General features: G+C 56.6%; 13 protein-coding genes and 1 pseudogene. 6 read left to right on the top strand and 8 right to left on the bottom strand.

Annotated elements, in window-relative coordinates; translation table 11 throughout:
- Positions 1–28: 28 nt before the first annotated feature.
- The gene (locus tag ACIX9_RS05035) at positions 29–2,071 is read left to right on the top strand and encodes a tetratricopeptide repeat protein (RefSeq protein WP_013579394.1); all 2,043 of its coding nucleotides are present in this window, start codon (positions 29–31) and stop codon (positions 2,069–2,071) included.
- A 350-nt stretch (positions 2,072–2,421) separates the two neighbouring features.
- Entirely contained in the window at positions 2,422–2,985 is a 564-nt protein-coding gene (locus tag ACIX9_RS05030; RefSeq protein WP_013579393.1) for a recombinase family protein, read from the top strand.
- A 468-nt stretch (positions 2,986–3,453) separates the two neighbouring features.
- Here ACIX9_RS05030 and ACIX9_RS27635 read toward each other — a convergent pair whose 3' ends face one another.
- Genes ACIX9_RS27635 through ACIX9_RS05010 form a run of 3 tightly spaced genes read right to left on the bottom strand, consistent with a single transcriptional unit; the run spans position 3,454 to position 7,269 of the window.
- Positions 3,454–4,521, bottom strand: a complete 1,068-nt coding sequence (locus tag ACIX9_RS27635; RefSeq protein ID WP_157477322.1) for a TniQ family protein — start codon at positions 4,519–4,521, stop codon at positions 3,454–3,456.
- Positions 4,511–5,401: a TniB family NTP-binding protein gene (locus ACIX9_RS05015; protein WP_013579390.1), complete on the bottom strand. Its 891-nt coding sequence runs from the start codon at positions 5,399–5,401 to the stop codon at positions 4,511–4,513. The genes ACIX9_RS27635 and ACIX9_RS05015 overlap by 11 nt, the downstream gene beginning before the upstream one ends.
- Positions 5,398–7,269 (bottom strand): DDE-type integrase/transposase/recombinase, encoded by a 1,872-nt coding sequence (locus ACIX9_RS05010; protein WP_013579389.1) that lies wholly within the window; start codon positions 7,267–7,269, stop codon positions 5,398–5,400. The genes ACIX9_RS05015 and ACIX9_RS05010 overlap by 4 nt, the downstream gene beginning before the upstream one ends.
- Before the next feature lie 147 nt (positions 7,270–7,416).
- Here ACIX9_RS05010 and ACIX9_RS25380 point away from each other — a divergent pair.
- Positions 7,417–7,743, top strand: a pseudogene (locus tag ACIX9_RS25380) (ATP-binding protein); the annotation flags it as partial.
- Positions 7,744–7,789: 46 nt separating this feature from the next.
- Here ACIX9_RS25380 and ACIX9_RS24540 read toward each other — a convergent pair.
- Complete coding sequence (locus ACIX9_RS24540) at positions 7,790–9,373, bottom strand: ISL3 family transposase (protein ID WP_013572755.1); 1,584 nt, start codon at positions 9,371–9,373, stop codon at positions 7,790–7,792.
- 64 nt (positions 9,374–9,437) lie between these two features.
- Here ACIX9_RS24540 and ACIX9_RS05000 point away from each other — a divergent pair, with 64 nt between their 5' ends.
- The 3 genes from ACIX9_RS05000 (at position 9,438) to rho (ending at position 11,958) form a co-directional block, all read left to right on the top strand.
- Positions 9,438–9,869 (top strand): magnesium chelatase subunit ChlI family protein, encoded by a 432-nt coding sequence (locus tag ACIX9_RS05000; RefSeq protein ID WP_041596949.1) that lies wholly within the window; start codon positions 9,438–9,440, stop codon positions 9,867–9,869.
- Between the two features lie 419 nt (positions 9,870–10,288).
- Complete coding sequence (locus ACIX9_RS04995; RefSeq protein ID WP_013579388.1) at positions 10,289–10,519, top strand: hypothetical protein; 231 nt, start codon at positions 10,289–10,291, stop codon at positions 10,517–10,519.
- 188 nt (positions 10,520–10,707) lie between these two features.
- Positions 10,708–11,958, top strand: a complete 1,251-nt coding sequence (gene rho / locus ACIX9_RS04990) for a transcription termination factor Rho (RefSeq protein ID WP_013579387.1) — start codon at positions 10,708–10,710, stop codon at positions 11,956–11,958.
- 75 nt (positions 11,959–12,033) lie between these two features.
- Here rho and ACIX9_RS04985 read toward each other — a convergent pair whose 3' ends face one another.
- The 4 genes from ACIX9_RS04985 to ACIX9_RS04970 form a co-directional block, all read right to left on the bottom strand.
- Positions 12,034–12,696, bottom strand: coding sequence for a riboflavin synthase (locus ACIX9_RS04985; RefSeq protein WP_013579386.1), 663 nt, complete (start codon positions 12,694–12,696; stop codon positions 12,034–12,036).
- Between the two features lie 14 nt (positions 12,697–12,710).
- Positions 12,711–13,832 (bottom strand): bifunctional diaminohydroxyphosphoribosylaminopyrimidine deaminase/5-amino-6-(5-phosphoribosylamino)uracil reductase RibD, encoded by a 1,122-nt coding sequence (gene ribD, locus ACIX9_RS04980; RefSeq protein WP_013579385.1) that lies wholly within the window; start codon positions 13,830–13,832, stop codon positions 12,711–12,713.
- A 176-nt stretch (positions 13,833–14,008) separates the two neighbouring features.
- A complete protein-coding gene (locus tag ACIX9_RS26320; protein ID WP_013579384.1) occupies positions 14,009–14,746 on the bottom strand; it encodes a hypothetical protein in 738 nt (245 codons plus the stop codon).
- Between the two features lie 157 nt (positions 14,747–14,903).
- Positions 14,904–15,347, bottom strand: coding sequence for a MarR family winged helix-turn-helix transcriptional regulator (locus ACIX9_RS04970; RefSeq protein ID WP_013579383.1), 444 nt, complete (start codon positions 15,345–15,347; stop codon positions 14,904–14,906).
- Positions 15,348–15,373: the final 26 nt, after the last annotated feature.

Genomic DNA, 15,373 nt, shown 5'->3' with positions numbered 1-15,373 from the left:
TTAAAACACGACGCCGAGAAGGAATAGCGTGAACAAGACACTTTGGGCAGTCGACGGCGAGCTCGATGAGGCGAAGTTTGAACGGCTTTGCGTCGACCTACTTCAGCGGCAAGGCTTCACCGATATCGTGCCAATCGAACCGCAGGATGGTGGCCGCGACGCGGAGGAAGTGCCGCGGAGGGGGAGCAGCAGGGAGGGTCATCCAACTTTCTTTCAATTCAGCAAAGAAGGCAATTGGAAAGCAAAGCTCCGCCGCGACGCGCGGAAACTGAGCACTCGAAAGACCGAGTTCGACACGTTCGTCTTTGTCACAAGTCGCAAGGCGCGTGGTGTCGACGTCGATGCGCTGAAGACCGAATTCCGCAACCAGTACGGCTGGACATTGATCGTTTTTGGACGAGAATGGCTGCGCCTACAACTAGAAGAGGTGAATCCTGATATTGCGGTGAAGTACCTTGGCCCGGATGTACTAAATCGGTACTTGGGGCCAAATGCAATCGTTCTACTAACAGAAGGCGGCGGCTTGTCTCTTAAGGAGATCAGTCAGCTCATCGATGGTGAACAAACGGAGGCTGCGATTCTCCAGCTTCGGCGCGTGCTGGAAGAGACGCCGGACCGCAGTGAAGCCCTGCAGTTACTGGCTTGGGCTTACTACAAGAGCCATCGCTATGAAGAAGCTCTTGCTGAAATCAACCGAGCAATAAGAAGAGTCGACAAACCTGAATATCGGTCCATTCGGGCGTGCATCCTTACAGAGAGGGGTATCCGGGAGGGGGACCGGTCATCGGTTGTTGCGGCGCGACAGATATTTGAAGAATTGCTTAGCTCAGGACCGATTCATACATGGCATATTTTTTACAACCTTGGAAACGTGCTCGGCGAGCTCGGAGACCACGACGCAGCGATTGCCCGTTATAAGCTAGCGATCGAACTCGATGAGAATCAACCGGTCATTTGGAAGAATCTCGCTAGCGCCTACCACCATGTAGGTCAGCACACCCAAGAAATGGAGTGCTTCGATAAGGCACTTGCGCTTGATCCTAAACAGCCTGAGGCACTCATCTCCAAAGCCACGAGTCTGATACTTGATTTCGACAAACCTGAAGAGGCGGTTCCACTTTTGGAGCTTGCATTCAGAATGAATCCCGAGACACTTGTCCGCTGGCCGCACGTTTGCTACTGGCTCGCTCTGGGATACGAAAGACTCAATCGGCTGGAGGAAGCGCTCGATAGTGTCGACCAGGGTTTGGCTCAGCGTCCCGGGGACTTTGCGACCAGAAGGCTGAAGTCGCATTTACTCATAAAGTTAGCGCAACATGATCCGGCTTTTCGCGATCGAGCTTTGTCCTTCTGGACTCTAGAACTGAAGGCGGAGCCGCTCAACTTCGACGCTCGACATCACCTGATCCGTGAGGCGCTCGCTTCTCAAGATCAGGATTCGGCTTGGAATCTAATCGACTCATCATTTCTTGCACTCGATATCACAGACACAATCTCGCTGCGTTCTTCAACCTTCATAACCGGATCATGTGTCTCGGCTTTGCGATATCTACCGGAATATGCCAACTTCCGTAGGCTTCAACCAGTGTCCGAGTATTGGGACGTCGGCGAGCCGCCATGTGAGCTACCCTTCGCTCCGCCGATTGATGACATTGTCGAAGCTGCATTTAAAACATATTTTCTAGTACCTTTTGCCAGTGGATGGAAGCATTTGAAGACAGTCAAAGATCCGAATCAACCCGAGGCACTCGGCACACTCTTCGACTTGGTGCGTGACGAACTTCGCATAGCAACCAGTCAAGCAGTTCGTTCGTTAGCAAGAATTGTACCCGGCAAAGAGACGGGGACTGAAGCCCTAGCGGTCAAAATGACCGAGATCATGGTCTTTGCGGCTCATACGTCACTGAGAGAGTTCGGGAAACAGCGCGGGTACATTATGGGCTGCTTTGCGGTTTCGCCCGATGCCTGTGAGATAGCTCTCGAATCCTATGATGAGGTGCGTCTGCATACTGATGTGCTTACTGACACGCTAAAGGTTCTGAACGAGGAACTGAAAATCATGCCGGAGTAAGCTCGCGGGTCTCACCATCGGATAAATGAGATCGTTGGGCGTTCGCGATCGCTGGCTATCGAGCAAAGACAATGCGTCGCGGCTCCGCAAAACGGGAATTTTCCGCATATGCGTAATCCTTTGGACAGAGTCCTTTGCGTTTTCGGACTTACGTCCAGTTGCGTAAGGAACACCATATCTGCAACGGTACCTTCTCTGGACTGCTCATGTAATCTGCCACATCACAAACGACCGTTTATGAAACGATTAGCAGCGCCGAAAATCCATTGGCGTATCGAGCCTTAAATGACATATAAACACGATGTCAAATTCAACATATCAGAAATAACCGTTTGTGATACTGTACTTTCATGATCGTAGGCTACGCGCGCACGTCAACAAACTCAGAGAACACGGACGCACAGCGTTCTGCCTTGCGGCAGGCCGGTTGTAAGAAGATCTACGAAGAAGTGCTCAGCGGTCGAACGATGGATCGGCCAGAACTTGAAAGGTGCCTCAACCGTCTTGAGAAAGCCGACACCCTAATAGTGTGGCGGCTTGATCGCCTAGCTCGGTCCCTACGTGATCTGCTGGAGATCATTAGCCGATTAGAGAAGAGCGGCATCGTCTTTGTGTCTCTCAAAGAGAAGTTGGATACAAGCGCAGCTTCGGGCTGGTTGATCTTCCATATCTTCGCCTCGTTGACGCAGTTCGAGCGCGAGCTGATCAGCGAACGCACGACAATGGGTTTAGCCGAGGCCCGAGCGCGTGGTCGAGTGGGCGGCCGCAAGCGACTGATGTCGGCACAGCAGATTCGAGCGATCAAGACTCTGTGGGCGAACCACGATCACACGAAGCAGTCGATTGCAACGCAGTTTGGAGTGTCCATCTCAACAGTCGACAGAATCGTAAGACCGAAAAGTCTGAAGGTGTGAAGGGAGCAGATGATGCATCCTGGATTAACAGTAAGGACGTATTGATCGGGGGGAATAGTCCATCCGAAGTTGCAAAATCTAGAATCAACAGGCGCGGGTGGCCTAGGTTTGCCAAAGCACGCTGGCAAACGGGTTGAACACGCGGACACCTGAAGGTATGTGAGCGTTCAGTGTAGCGCTTCTCGGTTGCCTACAATATGCGATAGTGCTGGCAGGAAGAGAAAGTATGATCGAAAAGAATCGGTTCAAGTGCACGCGTCTTCCCCGTCTTTCCTCCATCGAATTGGCTGAGTATCGGACGCGGCAAGAAGCTGTAATCGCGAATGGGGTTGCTCAAATTACACGGAACAATGAGGAGCTGGTTCGCAGGGGCATCCTTGATGCTGATTGGAATCTTATTGAGCCCTTTGGGCCGCTGGATGGCCCCTCATCGCGGAGGTAGATGATTCCTCGTGTACACCTAGAAAGCTAAGGGACCATGACCTGGTGGAGTACAAGCTCATTCTGGCGTGCAGGCAGATTGGCAGCTACGACGGCGAAACTCGTCGGCATACTGGGGAAGTCCCTCGTCAAGTCGGAGCCGCGTAGTCGCGCCGCGCATGCAAGATCGAGAAAGCGGCGAGGCCAGTCTTCTAACAGCCAATAAGCGGCACCGATAAAGACTCTTCTCACGTCTATTCGCATCGCATCGAACCCAAGAGAAGTTTCATCGTCTTTCTTCCAGGATTCGACGAGTGGACTCGGAATCGCAGAAGCCGCCAATGTCCGGAAAGGCGTCAGGCGGCTCCTACGGCTCGTGAGCATGAAAAGAAGATGCCGAAGAACGCTGAAGTACTCCATTGCTCTTGCTGCTTCGCATGGAGTTGCCGTCAAGAATTGATCCGAGGCACTTTCAGATTTCCAAAGCCAGAGATCTGTGAGAGTTGACGAACGCGCAGATCTGAGGTCGAACGAGCAGGCGCTGCACCTGAAAACGGCAGCGCTCGTGTATGGGTTCTTGCTTCCCATGTCGATGCGATGAGGTTGCAGGGGTTCGTGACAAACGGAGCAACCGTCGAGTAGCGGCCTCTTGTGAATGAGGCAGAGTGTTGCGAGTGAAAGCCTCCATCGACGCCGAAAGTAAGGTTCGCCCGTAGCCAAGCACTCTGGGCAGAATGAGAGACCAGTCCGCCTGAATCGGCGATGGAAAATGCCCAGTGGGAGCACCCAGGGGGTGTTTCCATTGCGAATAAGATCTGCAAACAGTATTCCTTTGTAGGCTGCGAGCGAATGCTTCTGCAGGGTCTGTAGGGGTGTAGCCGTGCAACGCGACAAGTCTTCCAGGAGGTCTTGGCTAGCGTAACGATCGATGGAATGGTTCCAAAAGCTCCGATTCGGCCACAATAGCTTGCAAAAGCTCTGGGGCTTCATGCCATTGCGTAAAGCAATGCGGAGGAGCCAAGAAGATATCAATTCGTCTGGGAGCGGCTTGGGGCGACATGCAAGCGTCTGCTCTGGCGATAATTCATCCTGGAAAGTGGACGTTCTAGATTTCACGGGCCACAAAGTTTCTTCGCTCTGACGGCTGCACCCAAGAAAGCCTCTCTAGTAATGCGACAGAGATGCGCTCGCTTTGATTTCTGATCGCTTCTTCGGTTGCAATTGAAAGCAACCTTGCAAGCTCCCCGATCGTACCCTCGCACATTGTCAACAGACGCGTGGCGAGCTGCGCATCGGTAAGCATCGACGGCAGTCGAAGAGGCAAAAGCTTCTCAAAGGCTTTGAGCAGGCCAAGATACTCAAGATTATGCTTCCACTCAGGGATAGCGATTGGAACAAAGCGATTAGCAAGTTGCGCATCGGCCTGCAAAGCAAAGAGAGCGTTGTCCGTTCCGAGAGCTACGATCGGGATTTGTAACTCATTGCTGATGTACTTGAGTACCTGCAGGAAAACTCTTTGCCTCTCGCGATTTCCCGCCAAAATGTGGTGTATTTCATCAATCATCAGCATCTTAACGCCGAGATTTGGCATGACAACGAGCAGCTGTTGCATCATTCGATCGGCCCGTTCGTTTGTTTTGTGTGGCACGCAAAGTTTGTCGAGGAGCACGGCATTGAGGCGACGTTCATCTGGCACCGGTGGTGCCTGCACGTACAGCACGGGAACGACGTCAGCGTCGGCGGAGGGTTCCTTTACTGGAGGATGCAATGAGAGGAACTCTTGTGCTATAGCACTCTTGCCGTTGTTGGTTCTTCCAGCGATCAGCAAGCAAGGCATCCGCTGGCGCTTTGGGTGATCGAGTAGATTCTCGAGTGAGGTCAGAATTCTTTTCGCACCGGTGTACGAGATGAATTGTTCATTCCTCGCGTACCGAATTCTCTCTGTGTCGCTGAGCATCAGTGCAGCTTTGGCAGAAGAAGACAAATGTTCGCTCATCGTTCTCTGACCTCAAACTCTGGAATCTCGTCATATTGAAACTCCTTGCTTTGCAACTCTGCCAGCACAAGATCGGCTGCAGGGCTCGGCAGGCTCTCTCGGTTGCCTTGAACTGCCTTGCGAGCTGACTCGCGGCGTGCTGATCGCGTTTTTTCAGCCGCCGATTTTACTTCCGCTTGGATTGATCGGTGCGCCTGAAAGATCGCATGCTCGTCTATCGTCTTCTTCCCATGAATCTTCAGTCGCTTCCTCGCCTCTCGAAGCTCCCAGAGGCTCATCGAGGGATGAGTGATGTTCCGGTATGAAATTGGGTGGAAAGTGTTCGTTGTAGGGTCCAAGAATTGGATCACTGATACGTCACGAGGATCGCGTTTAAACAGGAAAAGTCGTTTCTTTTTCCTGTCGTGCGGATCGGGAGCATTGATCCAAGGCCTCAAGATGTCGCCCCAGTAGTACACCTCATCAATTACTACCCCATATGACAGGATGCATCGTTCGATGGAAGGCATGAAGTCAATCCGTAGCCGATCCATATCCTCTGGAAGGCGCGGTGCTGATTTGCCTCCAGGCTCTGTGCCGAGGCGACCAAGTCGGTATTTCTCCAGGGGAGTCATGAGAATACCGCGGTGAATTGTCTGGTGGTAGGACCCCGTGAACCAGAGTGTCAGGATTCGCTCTGTTTCAGCAATTGTGAGGCATGCATTACCTTCAGAGTCGTATTCCCCTTTTTCGGCCACATTCGAGAAAGTAGAACCGGGCAGTGTGTGTACAAGTTGCTTCAACGTTGTTCCAATCAGACGCTCGATGTGGCCGCCGTAGTGGGGCTGGCGAACAGGCCTTCGTTTTAGAGTGATGCCATACTCTGCGGCTGCACGAGCGAGGGTCTTGCCCCTAAACTCCTTTGCATTATCCGTATGGATGGTATCCATCAGGCCGTGGCAGGACCAAGAAACGTCCAGGCCTAGTCTTTCTAGCCAAGGTTTTTTGGGCAGGATCGCGTGCACAAGGCAAAGTCCGGTAGAGAGATCCCCAGTGGGATCAAGCGAGACATAGAAGCCGGCGACCATCCTGCTAAATACGTCGATCGCAATGGTGATGTATGCCCTTCCAATAGATTTGCGGTGTTGCTCATCAACGAGTTGGACATCTAGCATGGTGTGGTCTATTTGGATGACTCCATACGGACCAGCAACTTCAGGGAAGCTTCCTATGGTCGGCTCAAATGATCGCTGCGCTCTCGCTCCTTGACGCCTTTTCGTGATCAACGCAGCGTCAATCCTACCTATGCGATTGCGAACTGTCTGAACAGAAGGTGGTCGAAGACCAGCCTCGAAGCATCGGTTCTTCAGCTCACGATGCACATTCTGCGTTGTCAACTTCTGTTTGTTGAGGTAGTGAGACTGTATGGTTTCGAGCAGGAGCGATTCGCGCTCGGGTGTGATCCGCGTTCGGCCTCGGCCGCCAGACCGATCCAGTGGCAGTAACGAACTCAGGAGCATAGTACTTTCATACCGATGGATCCAGACGTACAGTGGGCCGTAGCTGATGCCGAGCTCCTTGGCGCGACTACAAACCAGAGCCTTCGTCCTCTTTGGAAGATCAAGCAATGGGCGAATCGCATCGAGTCTTGTTTCCGCGATGGCCCAAACCTCCGCAGAAACCTGATTTAGGTCAGCTTTGATGTGGGATTCGCCGTCAGTACTTGGTCGACTTCGAAGCGAAGCAACAGGAACGGCGATTCGGCCGCCATCTCCCCGCAGCTCGACTATTGCCGTCTCAAGATCGAGAACAGCGACGATCTCGCAGCGTCGACCTTCAAAATACACTTCTTCGCCAGAACTGAGTCGCAGACCGCGTCCATTAGTCACTCATTTACCTCTCAGGGAGCGCTTCAGTCTAACCCAGTTAGCTCTACTTGCGTACAATTCGAAGAGCATCACGGGAGCGGTTACGCTGACTTCTACCTAGCGCGTCGCTTTTTGGCCGTGTGGTTAGGGGTTCTTCCGCTACTGACAGGAGCAATACCGCGCCCCGGAGAAGTCTCACTCGCGCACAACGGGCTTCTGTTTCTTGACGAGCTTCCTGAGTTCCCGAGAAATGTCCTCGAAGTGCTTCGACAACCACTCGAGGACGGCCACGTCACGATTGCGCGAGCGGCGATGAGCTTGAGCTTCCCTGCCCGCTTCATGCTGGCGGCAGCCATGAATCCGTGTCCATGCGGATACTTCAACGATAAGAGCCGCGACTGCTCCTGCACCCCGCCCATGATTCAGCGCTACGTCTCAAAGGTCTCCGGTCCATTATTGGACAGAATCGACATTCATATGGCTCTTCCGTACATTTGGTGAAGGATGGTTTAGTTGGGGCGGCTGCTCTTGGCCGCCCTGTTCAGGCGGTGTGAAGCACTCTGAGTCTGAGCAGGTCGAAGCCGGCTCTGCCATACATCTGGCGCTTGATGAGCTTGAGCCGATGGACGTGGCCTTCCACCTGGCCCTGGCTCCACGGGAGCTTGAGAGCCGCTTCAACCGCATCTCGATCTCTGGTCAGGTGGCTGGCGAAGCCGGCCAGTGCCGTTGTCTTCGCAGCCTCGAACCACGGTGTGAGGGCTGGAAGATCTCGCTGCGTGATGAGTCGGAAGAACTCCTTGGCCAGCTTGGCCGCGACAGACACCTCGGGTGAAGCCTGGTAGACCTGTTCAAGATAAGTCTGAGCGGAGGGCGTTTCCTTCAGGATGTGCCAGACCGTCTGCCGGACTGAGATACGTGGTGCAGCTCTGTGTGGAGCGGCTGCTGCCGAGGTCGGTTGATAGCCACGCCGGCAGCGAAGCCAGCGTCTCACGATGTTAAGTTGACCCGTGAAGCCTCGTTCCCGCAGTTCGCGCCACAGCCGGGACACGTTCCTGCAGCCCTGCTCAAGCCGTCGGTCGAGGTACTCGGCATAAGGATCGACGATGCCTGGACGTGGGCTCCGTTGCGCTTCGGGGAACGTCTCGGTTCTGAGGAACTTGCGTACGGTGCGATGATCGAGTCCCAGCTGTCGGCCGATCGCAGCATGGGACGCTCCTGTCTGGCCCAGCCGATGCACCTCTTCGTAGCGGCTGAAGCGACGCTCCCGGTTGCGGAGGCTGGCCCGTAACTCCCACGGCGGAACCGAAGGTTGCGGAGATGTGACGACGCCTGGAACCTCCCCCATGCTGCTTCTCGCTGCTTGTGTGAGCAGTCGATGATGCGGACTGAGCGCGTTTTTCAGTGCTTCGCTCAGGTTCCGCAACAGGTGCCAGCGATCCGCCACCTGTACGGCTCCAGGCGCGGCCAACCGTGTGGCTTGAGCGTAAATACCGCCTCGGTCCCGGCTCACGATCTCACTGCCAGGATGCTCCCGAAGCCACTCAGCGACAGTTCCAGCCTCCCGGTCCGGCAGCAGATCGATCACCCTACGGCTCTCCAGATCGCACAGGATAGTGCCGTAGCGATGGCCTTTTCGCCACGCCCAGTCATCGATACCGAGTACACGCGGAGCCACGACCGGCGCACATCGGGCGCGGCAACGAAGCTGCCGCAGTAAGGTGGAGCCACTGACCAGCAGGCCGAGACGACGGGCCAGCCGAGCTCCGGCCTGACCGCCGATCATAACCGTGATCCAGTCCAGAGCTTCACAAGAACGCAGCGTCCGCCGACTATAGCGGAGCACGGTGCCGGAAAGCGGTTCGGTAAAAATGCGCCGGCGGCAAGTCTCGACAACACAGAAGAACTTGCGGGTCTGAAGCAGGATCGAGACCGGAATACCTTCCCACGGCAGATCGCCCAGCCTGCGTAGATACCGGCTGTGAACCCGCCGCGAAGCCGTACCGCAGACAGGGCAGCAAGAGAAAGGGCGAGAGGTTCGAAGCTCAACCTCAATCAACCCAGTCCTGGGCCGCAAACAAACCAATTCAACTTCAGAAGTGCTCGGTAGCAGCGTCCCTCGAACCATCCGGAACCTCCAGCGTGCTACCTCCTTGCTACGCCTGCAAAGAGCCGCTGGAAAGAATCACCAAATGTACGGAAGAGCCATTCATATCGAGGTTCCTGCCGTGCAATACAAGGAGCTACGCTCCAGAACATCGGCTGAAGGGTCTGCGGAGATAAGGAACCGGGTACTGGCTGCCCGTGAGCGTCAACTCGCCCGCTTCACGCAAGGTGGAAGCGAAGAGCGGACGAGACCCACTGGAAAACACGCCTCGCAAGCTGTGTACGCTAACGCACAAATGACGACACAGCAGATTCGCCTCCACTGTGAGCTAAGCAGCGATGCAGAGCGAATTCTGGAGCGGGCAATGCAGCAGCAAGGTCTGAGCGCCCGAGCTCACGATCGCATCCTCAAGGTGGCACGAACGATCGCGGACTTGGAGGCCGCCCCCGATATCGCGGTCAAACATATCGCGGAGGCCATCCAGTATCGAACGCTGGATCGGACGTTCTGGTCTTGAATGTCTTGATTTGCCGCCCCAACGAAGTCCATTTCGGCAAGTAATATTCCCTTTTCTGGAATTTCTTAGGAAGTACATACTGAAATAAGTATTGACTCTAGGCGACCAAGCGGGTACTTTTCAGTAAGGGTCAGCAAAATAAGTCGGCTCAAAATCGACGTATTTTTGACGTTTCTCAGCATTGACCCGATAAGTCTTTATGGAAAACGAAAGCTGGTTTTCAAAATACTACGCAATTATGCAAAGGCAGGGAATCGTTCCTGAGCATAAGTGCGTCATATCTACTGAAGCCAAACCAAGTTGATTTGATCTGGTACACGAACTTCCCGGTCCGCTGAGCCGAAACGACCGACCCGATCCAAGAATGACCGGCGCGCGCAGACGTGACTGGGACAGAACGATACGAAGGAGAAAATTTTATGCGCTCAGATTTGATCTTTGGAGCACTTACGCATGTAACGAACCGCTATCAGCTTTGTCAGCTCGCCTCAAAGGCGACGCGCAAGCTGCACAAGCCCAATACTCGCTTGCAGGACACCACGAACGAGGTTTTAGACCGCTTCAAGGACACGATTCCCATGGACGACGCTCCGGAGCCGAAGGTTGAGAAGATCCATGCTGAGGATCGCCAGGAACGCCGCGCAGCTTAACGCGCGGCAGTTTCGCTTTTACTTGCTTTAGCGTTTCATGGTATCTTTCCTGCAGTAATCCCCTCCGCAATTTATTCTTCTGCACTCCCCGCTGGCCTTTGCATATCCGTTGCGTCACGCAGATCCCCGCTTGAGTTCCCTCCAATCCCCACCCCACCCCAAGAAATTCAGAAAAGAAGCGCATCCAAATGACAATTTCAGAGTTGAAAGAGCACAACATCGCCGAGCTGGGTAAGCTCGCGCGCGGACTAGACATTGGCGGCACCAGCGGCCTCCGTAAGCAGGATCTGATCTTCAAAATCCTGCAGGCGCAGAGCGAAAAAGAAGGTCACATCTTCGCTGAAGGCGTACTTGAGATCTTGCCCGACGGTTACGGTTTCCTACGTTCTCCTGACTACAACTACCTTCCCGGTCCCGACGATATCTACGTCTCCCCCTCACAGATTCGCAAGTTCGACCTGAAGACCGGCGATACGATCTCCGGCAACGTCCGTTCGCCGCACGAGGGCGAAAAGTACTTCGCACTCGTGAAGATTGAGGCGATCAACTTCGAGTCGCCTGAAGAGACTCGCAATAAGGTACTCTTCGACAATCTGACCCCGCTCTATGCACAGGAACGCGTCAAGATGGAGACGGTGCGCGAGCATATCTCCGGCCGCGTGATGGACCTGCTCACCCCGGTGGGCAAGGGTCAGCGTGGGCTGATCGTCGCTCCGCCGCGGACCGGCAAGACGATGCTCCTGCAGTCGATCGCCAACTCGATCACCGCCAATCACCCTGAGGTCGTCCTGATCGTCCTCCTGATCGACGAGCGGCCGGAAGAAGTCACCGACATGCAGCGTTCCGTGCGCGGTGAAGTCATCAGCTCGACCTTTGACGAGCCGGCAGCGCGCCACGTCCAAGTTGCGGAGATGGTGATCGAGAAGGCCAAGCGCCTTGTGGAGCACAAGCGCGATGTCGTCATCCTGCTGGACTCCATTACACGTCTCGCCCGCGCCTACAACACCATCGTCCCGCCTTCGGGCAAAGTGCTCTCAGGCGGTGTGGATTCGAACGCGCTGCAGCGTCCGAAACGCTTCTTCGGTGCGGCCCGCAATATCGAAGAGGGTGGTTCGCTGACGATCATCGCTACCGCACTCGTCGATACCGGCTCACGCATGGATGAAGTGATCTTTGAAGAGTTCAAGGGTACCGGCAACATGGAGGTCATCCTGGATCGCAAGCTTGTCGATAAGCGTGTGTTCCCGGCGATCGACATTCAGCGCTCCGGTACGCGTAAGGAAGAGCTGCTCATTCCGAAGGAAGATCTCCAGCGCACCTGGATTCTTCGCAAGGTCTTGAACCCGCTCTCACCGACAGAAGCGATGGAACTGCTTACGGATAAGCTCGCAAAAACTCGCAACAATCAGGAGTTTCTGCACAACATGAGCTCCATCTAGGTGCTTCGCACCGTACTGGGCTTCGCGTCGCTCCTCCCGTTGGTCGGCACTTAGATTTGTGCCGAACCAATGCTACTAGTAGCCGTTCGCAAGCAGATATTCTTCGGTCACAGTCCACCCGGGCTGTGGCCGATTCTCTTTTTGCGCCTCCGCGTACTTGCCTAGAACGTCTACTTCTATGTTGATGGGGTCGCTGGGGGCGAGGGTGTGGAGGGCGGTGGCCTTATAGGTGTGGGGGATGATGGCGATGGAGACGACGTCGTCCGTAAAGTCGGCTACCGTGAGGGAGATGCCTTCGACCGTGATCGAGCCCTGCGGGACGACATAGCGGGCGAGGGTCGCCGGGAGCAGCAGACGCAGACGCCAGTCGGATGTTTCTTCGTTGGTAGGATCGATGGGGTCAAGGGAGAGGAGGGTGGCTACCCCGTCTACGTGGCCCTGGACTACGTGGCCTCCCAGTGGGGAGCCGGCGGGGGTGGGGAGCTCCAGGTTGACGGTGGTGCCTGGTTGCAGGCGGGAGAGGGTGGTACGCTCGACCGTCTCCAAGGCGAGGTCGGCGGAGAAGTGGGTCTCGCTCAGGTCCAGGGCGGTGAGGCAGACGCCGTTGACCGCGATGGAATCGCCTGTTTCGAGACGGGCGGCGAGGGTGGGGCAGGCGACGGTGATGCGGACGGGACCGCTGGTGCTGTGGGTCACGTTCTCGATGGTGCCGGTGGTTTCGATCAGGCCAGTGAACATTGTTTTAGGTTAGCTCACTCCCAGGGATTTTGAAGCAGGCCGGAGACACAGCCATCCGGGCCGAAGGTAGTTCGTGTGACGTGGGTCATGGTTTGTTCGAGCAGGTGGGGGTTGGTGAGGTCTTCGGCGAAGGGGAGGGCTCCCTCCCCTAGTTCGGTGTCGGCGTAGAAGAGGATGGCGCGCTGGACGAGGTGAGCGGCTAGGAAGGCTCCGTTGAGAGACGGGCCGGCTTCGAGGAGGACGCTCAGGAGTTTGCGCTCGTGGAGAGTGCTGAGGATCGCGCGGAGGTCGAGGCGATCGGTTCCGGGGACCTGGTGGATCTCGGCTCCGGCGGCTTCGAGGGCTGTCAGCCTGTCTTGCGGAGCGTTCTGGTTGCAGAAGATGAGGAGGTCGTCTGCTGCCGATTCGACTAGTTTTGAGGCCACGGGGATGCGGAGGTGGGCGTCGAGGATAATGCGTTGGAGGGGGCGGCGGCGGGGTAGGCCGGTGCGGTCGGTGAGGGTGGGGTCGTCGGCCAGGACGGTGCCGATGCCGGTGAGGATGGCGTCGGAGGCGTGGCGGAGGCGCTGGACCTCAGCGCGGGATTCGGGGCCGGTGAGCCAGTGGGGCTCGGGGCGCTGCCGCTGGCTGGGCGGCGGGGCGAGCTTGCCGTCGACCGAGAGCGCGGCCTTGAGGGTGACCATCGGGAGGTTGTGGCGGATGGACCAGGCGAAGGCGTCGTTGAGGGTGCGGGCCTTCTGCTCGAGGACGCCCACGGTGACGGCGATTCCCGCGGCTTCCAATTTGGCTACGCCGTTGCCGCGGACGACCGGGTTCGCGTCGAGCGTGGCGATCACGCAGCGGCTGATGCCGGCGGCGATTAATACGTCGGCGCAGGGGCCGGTGCGGCCATGGTGGCTGCAGGGCTCAAGAGTGACGTAGGCGGTGTCTCCGGCGACGTCGATGCCGTTCGCCTCGGCTTGTTTGAGGGCGGCGATCTCGGCGTGGTCGCGGGCTTCGTAGAGGTGGAAACCCTCTGCAATTATTTTTCCGTCCCGGACGAAAACGCATCCAACCTGTGGGTTTGGGGATGCGAGGGCAGTGGTGGACTCGGCTAGTTCGAGTGCTCGCTGCATGAACTGCTGGTCCTGCGACATGCCCTCCCCCTCCCCCCTATTTAGTCTCAAAGTCTTCACAATAAAAGGCTTAGGTCCGGACTTCGGTATACCCCAGTCAAGATCAGTAGGCGTAAAAAGAGCCCGGCGGGGGTGCCGGGCTCTCGCTCGTTTCCTTACTCTATTATACAGGGCGTGTCAAGCGTTTTGGCTTTGGGCTACTTCTCGGAACTCACAAGCTGCACGGCGTCGATCTCGTTCTCACCAGGTATGAGGTTAGTGGCGAGCGTGATCTTGACGTGGCTGACCTTGTAGGTGGTTTTGGGAAAGGTGAGCATGAAGTAGTTGAGGGCCTTGGTGGGGTCGGTGCCGCTCCAGAGCGGATGGAGGTGGTTATCCTCGTCGATGAGGTCCACCTTGACGACCGCGCCTCCGTTTGCGCTTTCGCGGATGCGGACTCCGGTGGCCGGCATCGGCTTGGGGTAGAGGAGGTCTAGCCACTCGATTCCTCCGTCCGGGGTTTTGGGGTCCCAGGCGTTGGCGTTGTCGCCGGCCTGATCGACGTTGGGTACGCCGGTCGCCTGCCATGGGGCGAAGCGCTGCTGGTCCTTGGCGTCGTTGTAGGCGGAGGAGGCGGTGGCTGCGGAGGGCCACTGCCCGGACGGATCGTCCTTGATCTCACCTTGTTTGAGCGCCCACTCGACGGTTTTGCCGGTGCCGAGTGTCGACTGCGTGGTGACGCCGTTGGCCGTGACGGGGTCGGAGACGGTGGCTCCTGGCGCGGCTGCGGCCTCCGGAGTTGCAGCCGGGGTTGAAGCGGGCGTGGGGGCTGGGGTTGGAGCTGGTGCGGCCGCAACCGGAGCAGGAGCGGGTGGCGCAGGTGTCTTCTTGCAGCCGGAGAGGGCGAAGCTGAGGAGCGCGGCAGACAGCAAGGAGTGGGCGGAGAGAGTCTTCACTGGGTAAGGCCTTTCAGTGGATCAGGGTTTGGAAAGGGGCCCATGAGACGTGCGGAACGATCGGGGATTCGCAGCCAATGTATCTGACGCTGCGGGGGCGGTCAATTCAATTGTGATGCGCCGCGTTTCAAGTTTCGACGTGCTGACGACCAAGCAGTTACAGTCCGGGAGCTTCGGGATCGAGGTTCTTGACCACGCGCAGCAGGAGCTGGCTGAGGGTAGCGATCTCAACTTCCGAGAAGCCCGCGAGCGCGTCCCTGCTTCCTTCCAACAGGAGGCTCCGGGCCGCAGGCAGTTTGCCAAGCGCGAGTGGCGTCAAGGCGATCAGACTGCTGCGTTTGTCCTGTGGGTTGGGCGAACGGCGGATGAGGCCGTCGCGTTCCATGCGGGTGAGGAGTTGAGCCATGGTGGGCTGCTCGATGCGGGCGAGGGTTGCGAGCTCCGTCTGGGTCATGGAGTTGCCGCCCTTCAGCGAATACAGGACGGGAAGCTGGGCGATGCCGAGGCCGAGCGGTTTAAAGAGCTGCTCGCCCGCGCGCTGCAGGAGGCGGGCGCAGCGGGTGATGAGGTGGCCGGGGCGGCGAAAGATCTCTGCGTCCATAGTTTTAATAATTCTGCTTGTTTTAT

Source organism: Granulicella tundricola MP5ACTX9 (assembly GCF_000178975.2).
GTDB lineage: Bacteria > Acidobacteriota > Terriglobia > Terriglobales > Acidobacteriaceae > Edaphobacter > Edaphobacter tundricola.
Note: the sequence above shows the minus strand (reverse complement) of the source record. Positions and strands in the feature narration are given on the sequence as shown.

Coding starts and splice junctions, on each gene's coding strand:
- ACIX9_RS04970 (WP_013579383.1), bottom strand. CDS start 15,347: ATGGACGCAGAGATCTTTCGCCGCCCCGGCCACCTCATCACCCGCTGC.
- ribD (WP_013579385.1), bottom strand. CDS start 13,832: ATGTCGCAGGACCAGCAGTTCATGCAGCGAGCACTCGAACTAGCCGAG.
- ACIX9_RS04985 (WP_013579386.1), bottom strand. CDS start 12,696: ATGTTCACTGGCCTGATCGAAACCACCGGCACCATCGAGAACGTGACC.
- ACIX9_RS05015 (WP_013579390.1), bottom strand. CDS start 5,401: ATGAGCGAACATTTGTCTTCTTCTGCCAAAGCTGCACTGATGCTCAGC.
- ACIX9_RS05030 (WP_013579393.1), top strand. CDS start 2,422: ATGATCGTAGGCTACGCGCGCACGTCAACAAACTCAGAGAACACGGAC.
- rho (WP_013579387.1), top strand. CDS start 10,708: ATGACAATTTCAGAGTTGAAAGAGCACAACATCGCCGAGCTGGGTAAG.
- ACIX9_RS24540 (WP_013572755.1), bottom strand. CDS start 9,373: ATGGTTCGAGGGACGCTGCTACCGAGCACTTCTGAAGTTGAATTGGTT.
- ACIX9_RS05000 (WP_041596949.1), top strand. CDS start 9,438: ATGTACGGAAGAGCCATTCATATCGAGGTTCCTGCCGTGCAATACAAG.
- ACIX9_RS04995 (WP_013579388.1), top strand. CDS start 10,289: ATGCGCTCAGATTTGATCTTTGGAGCACTTACGCATGTAACGAACCGC.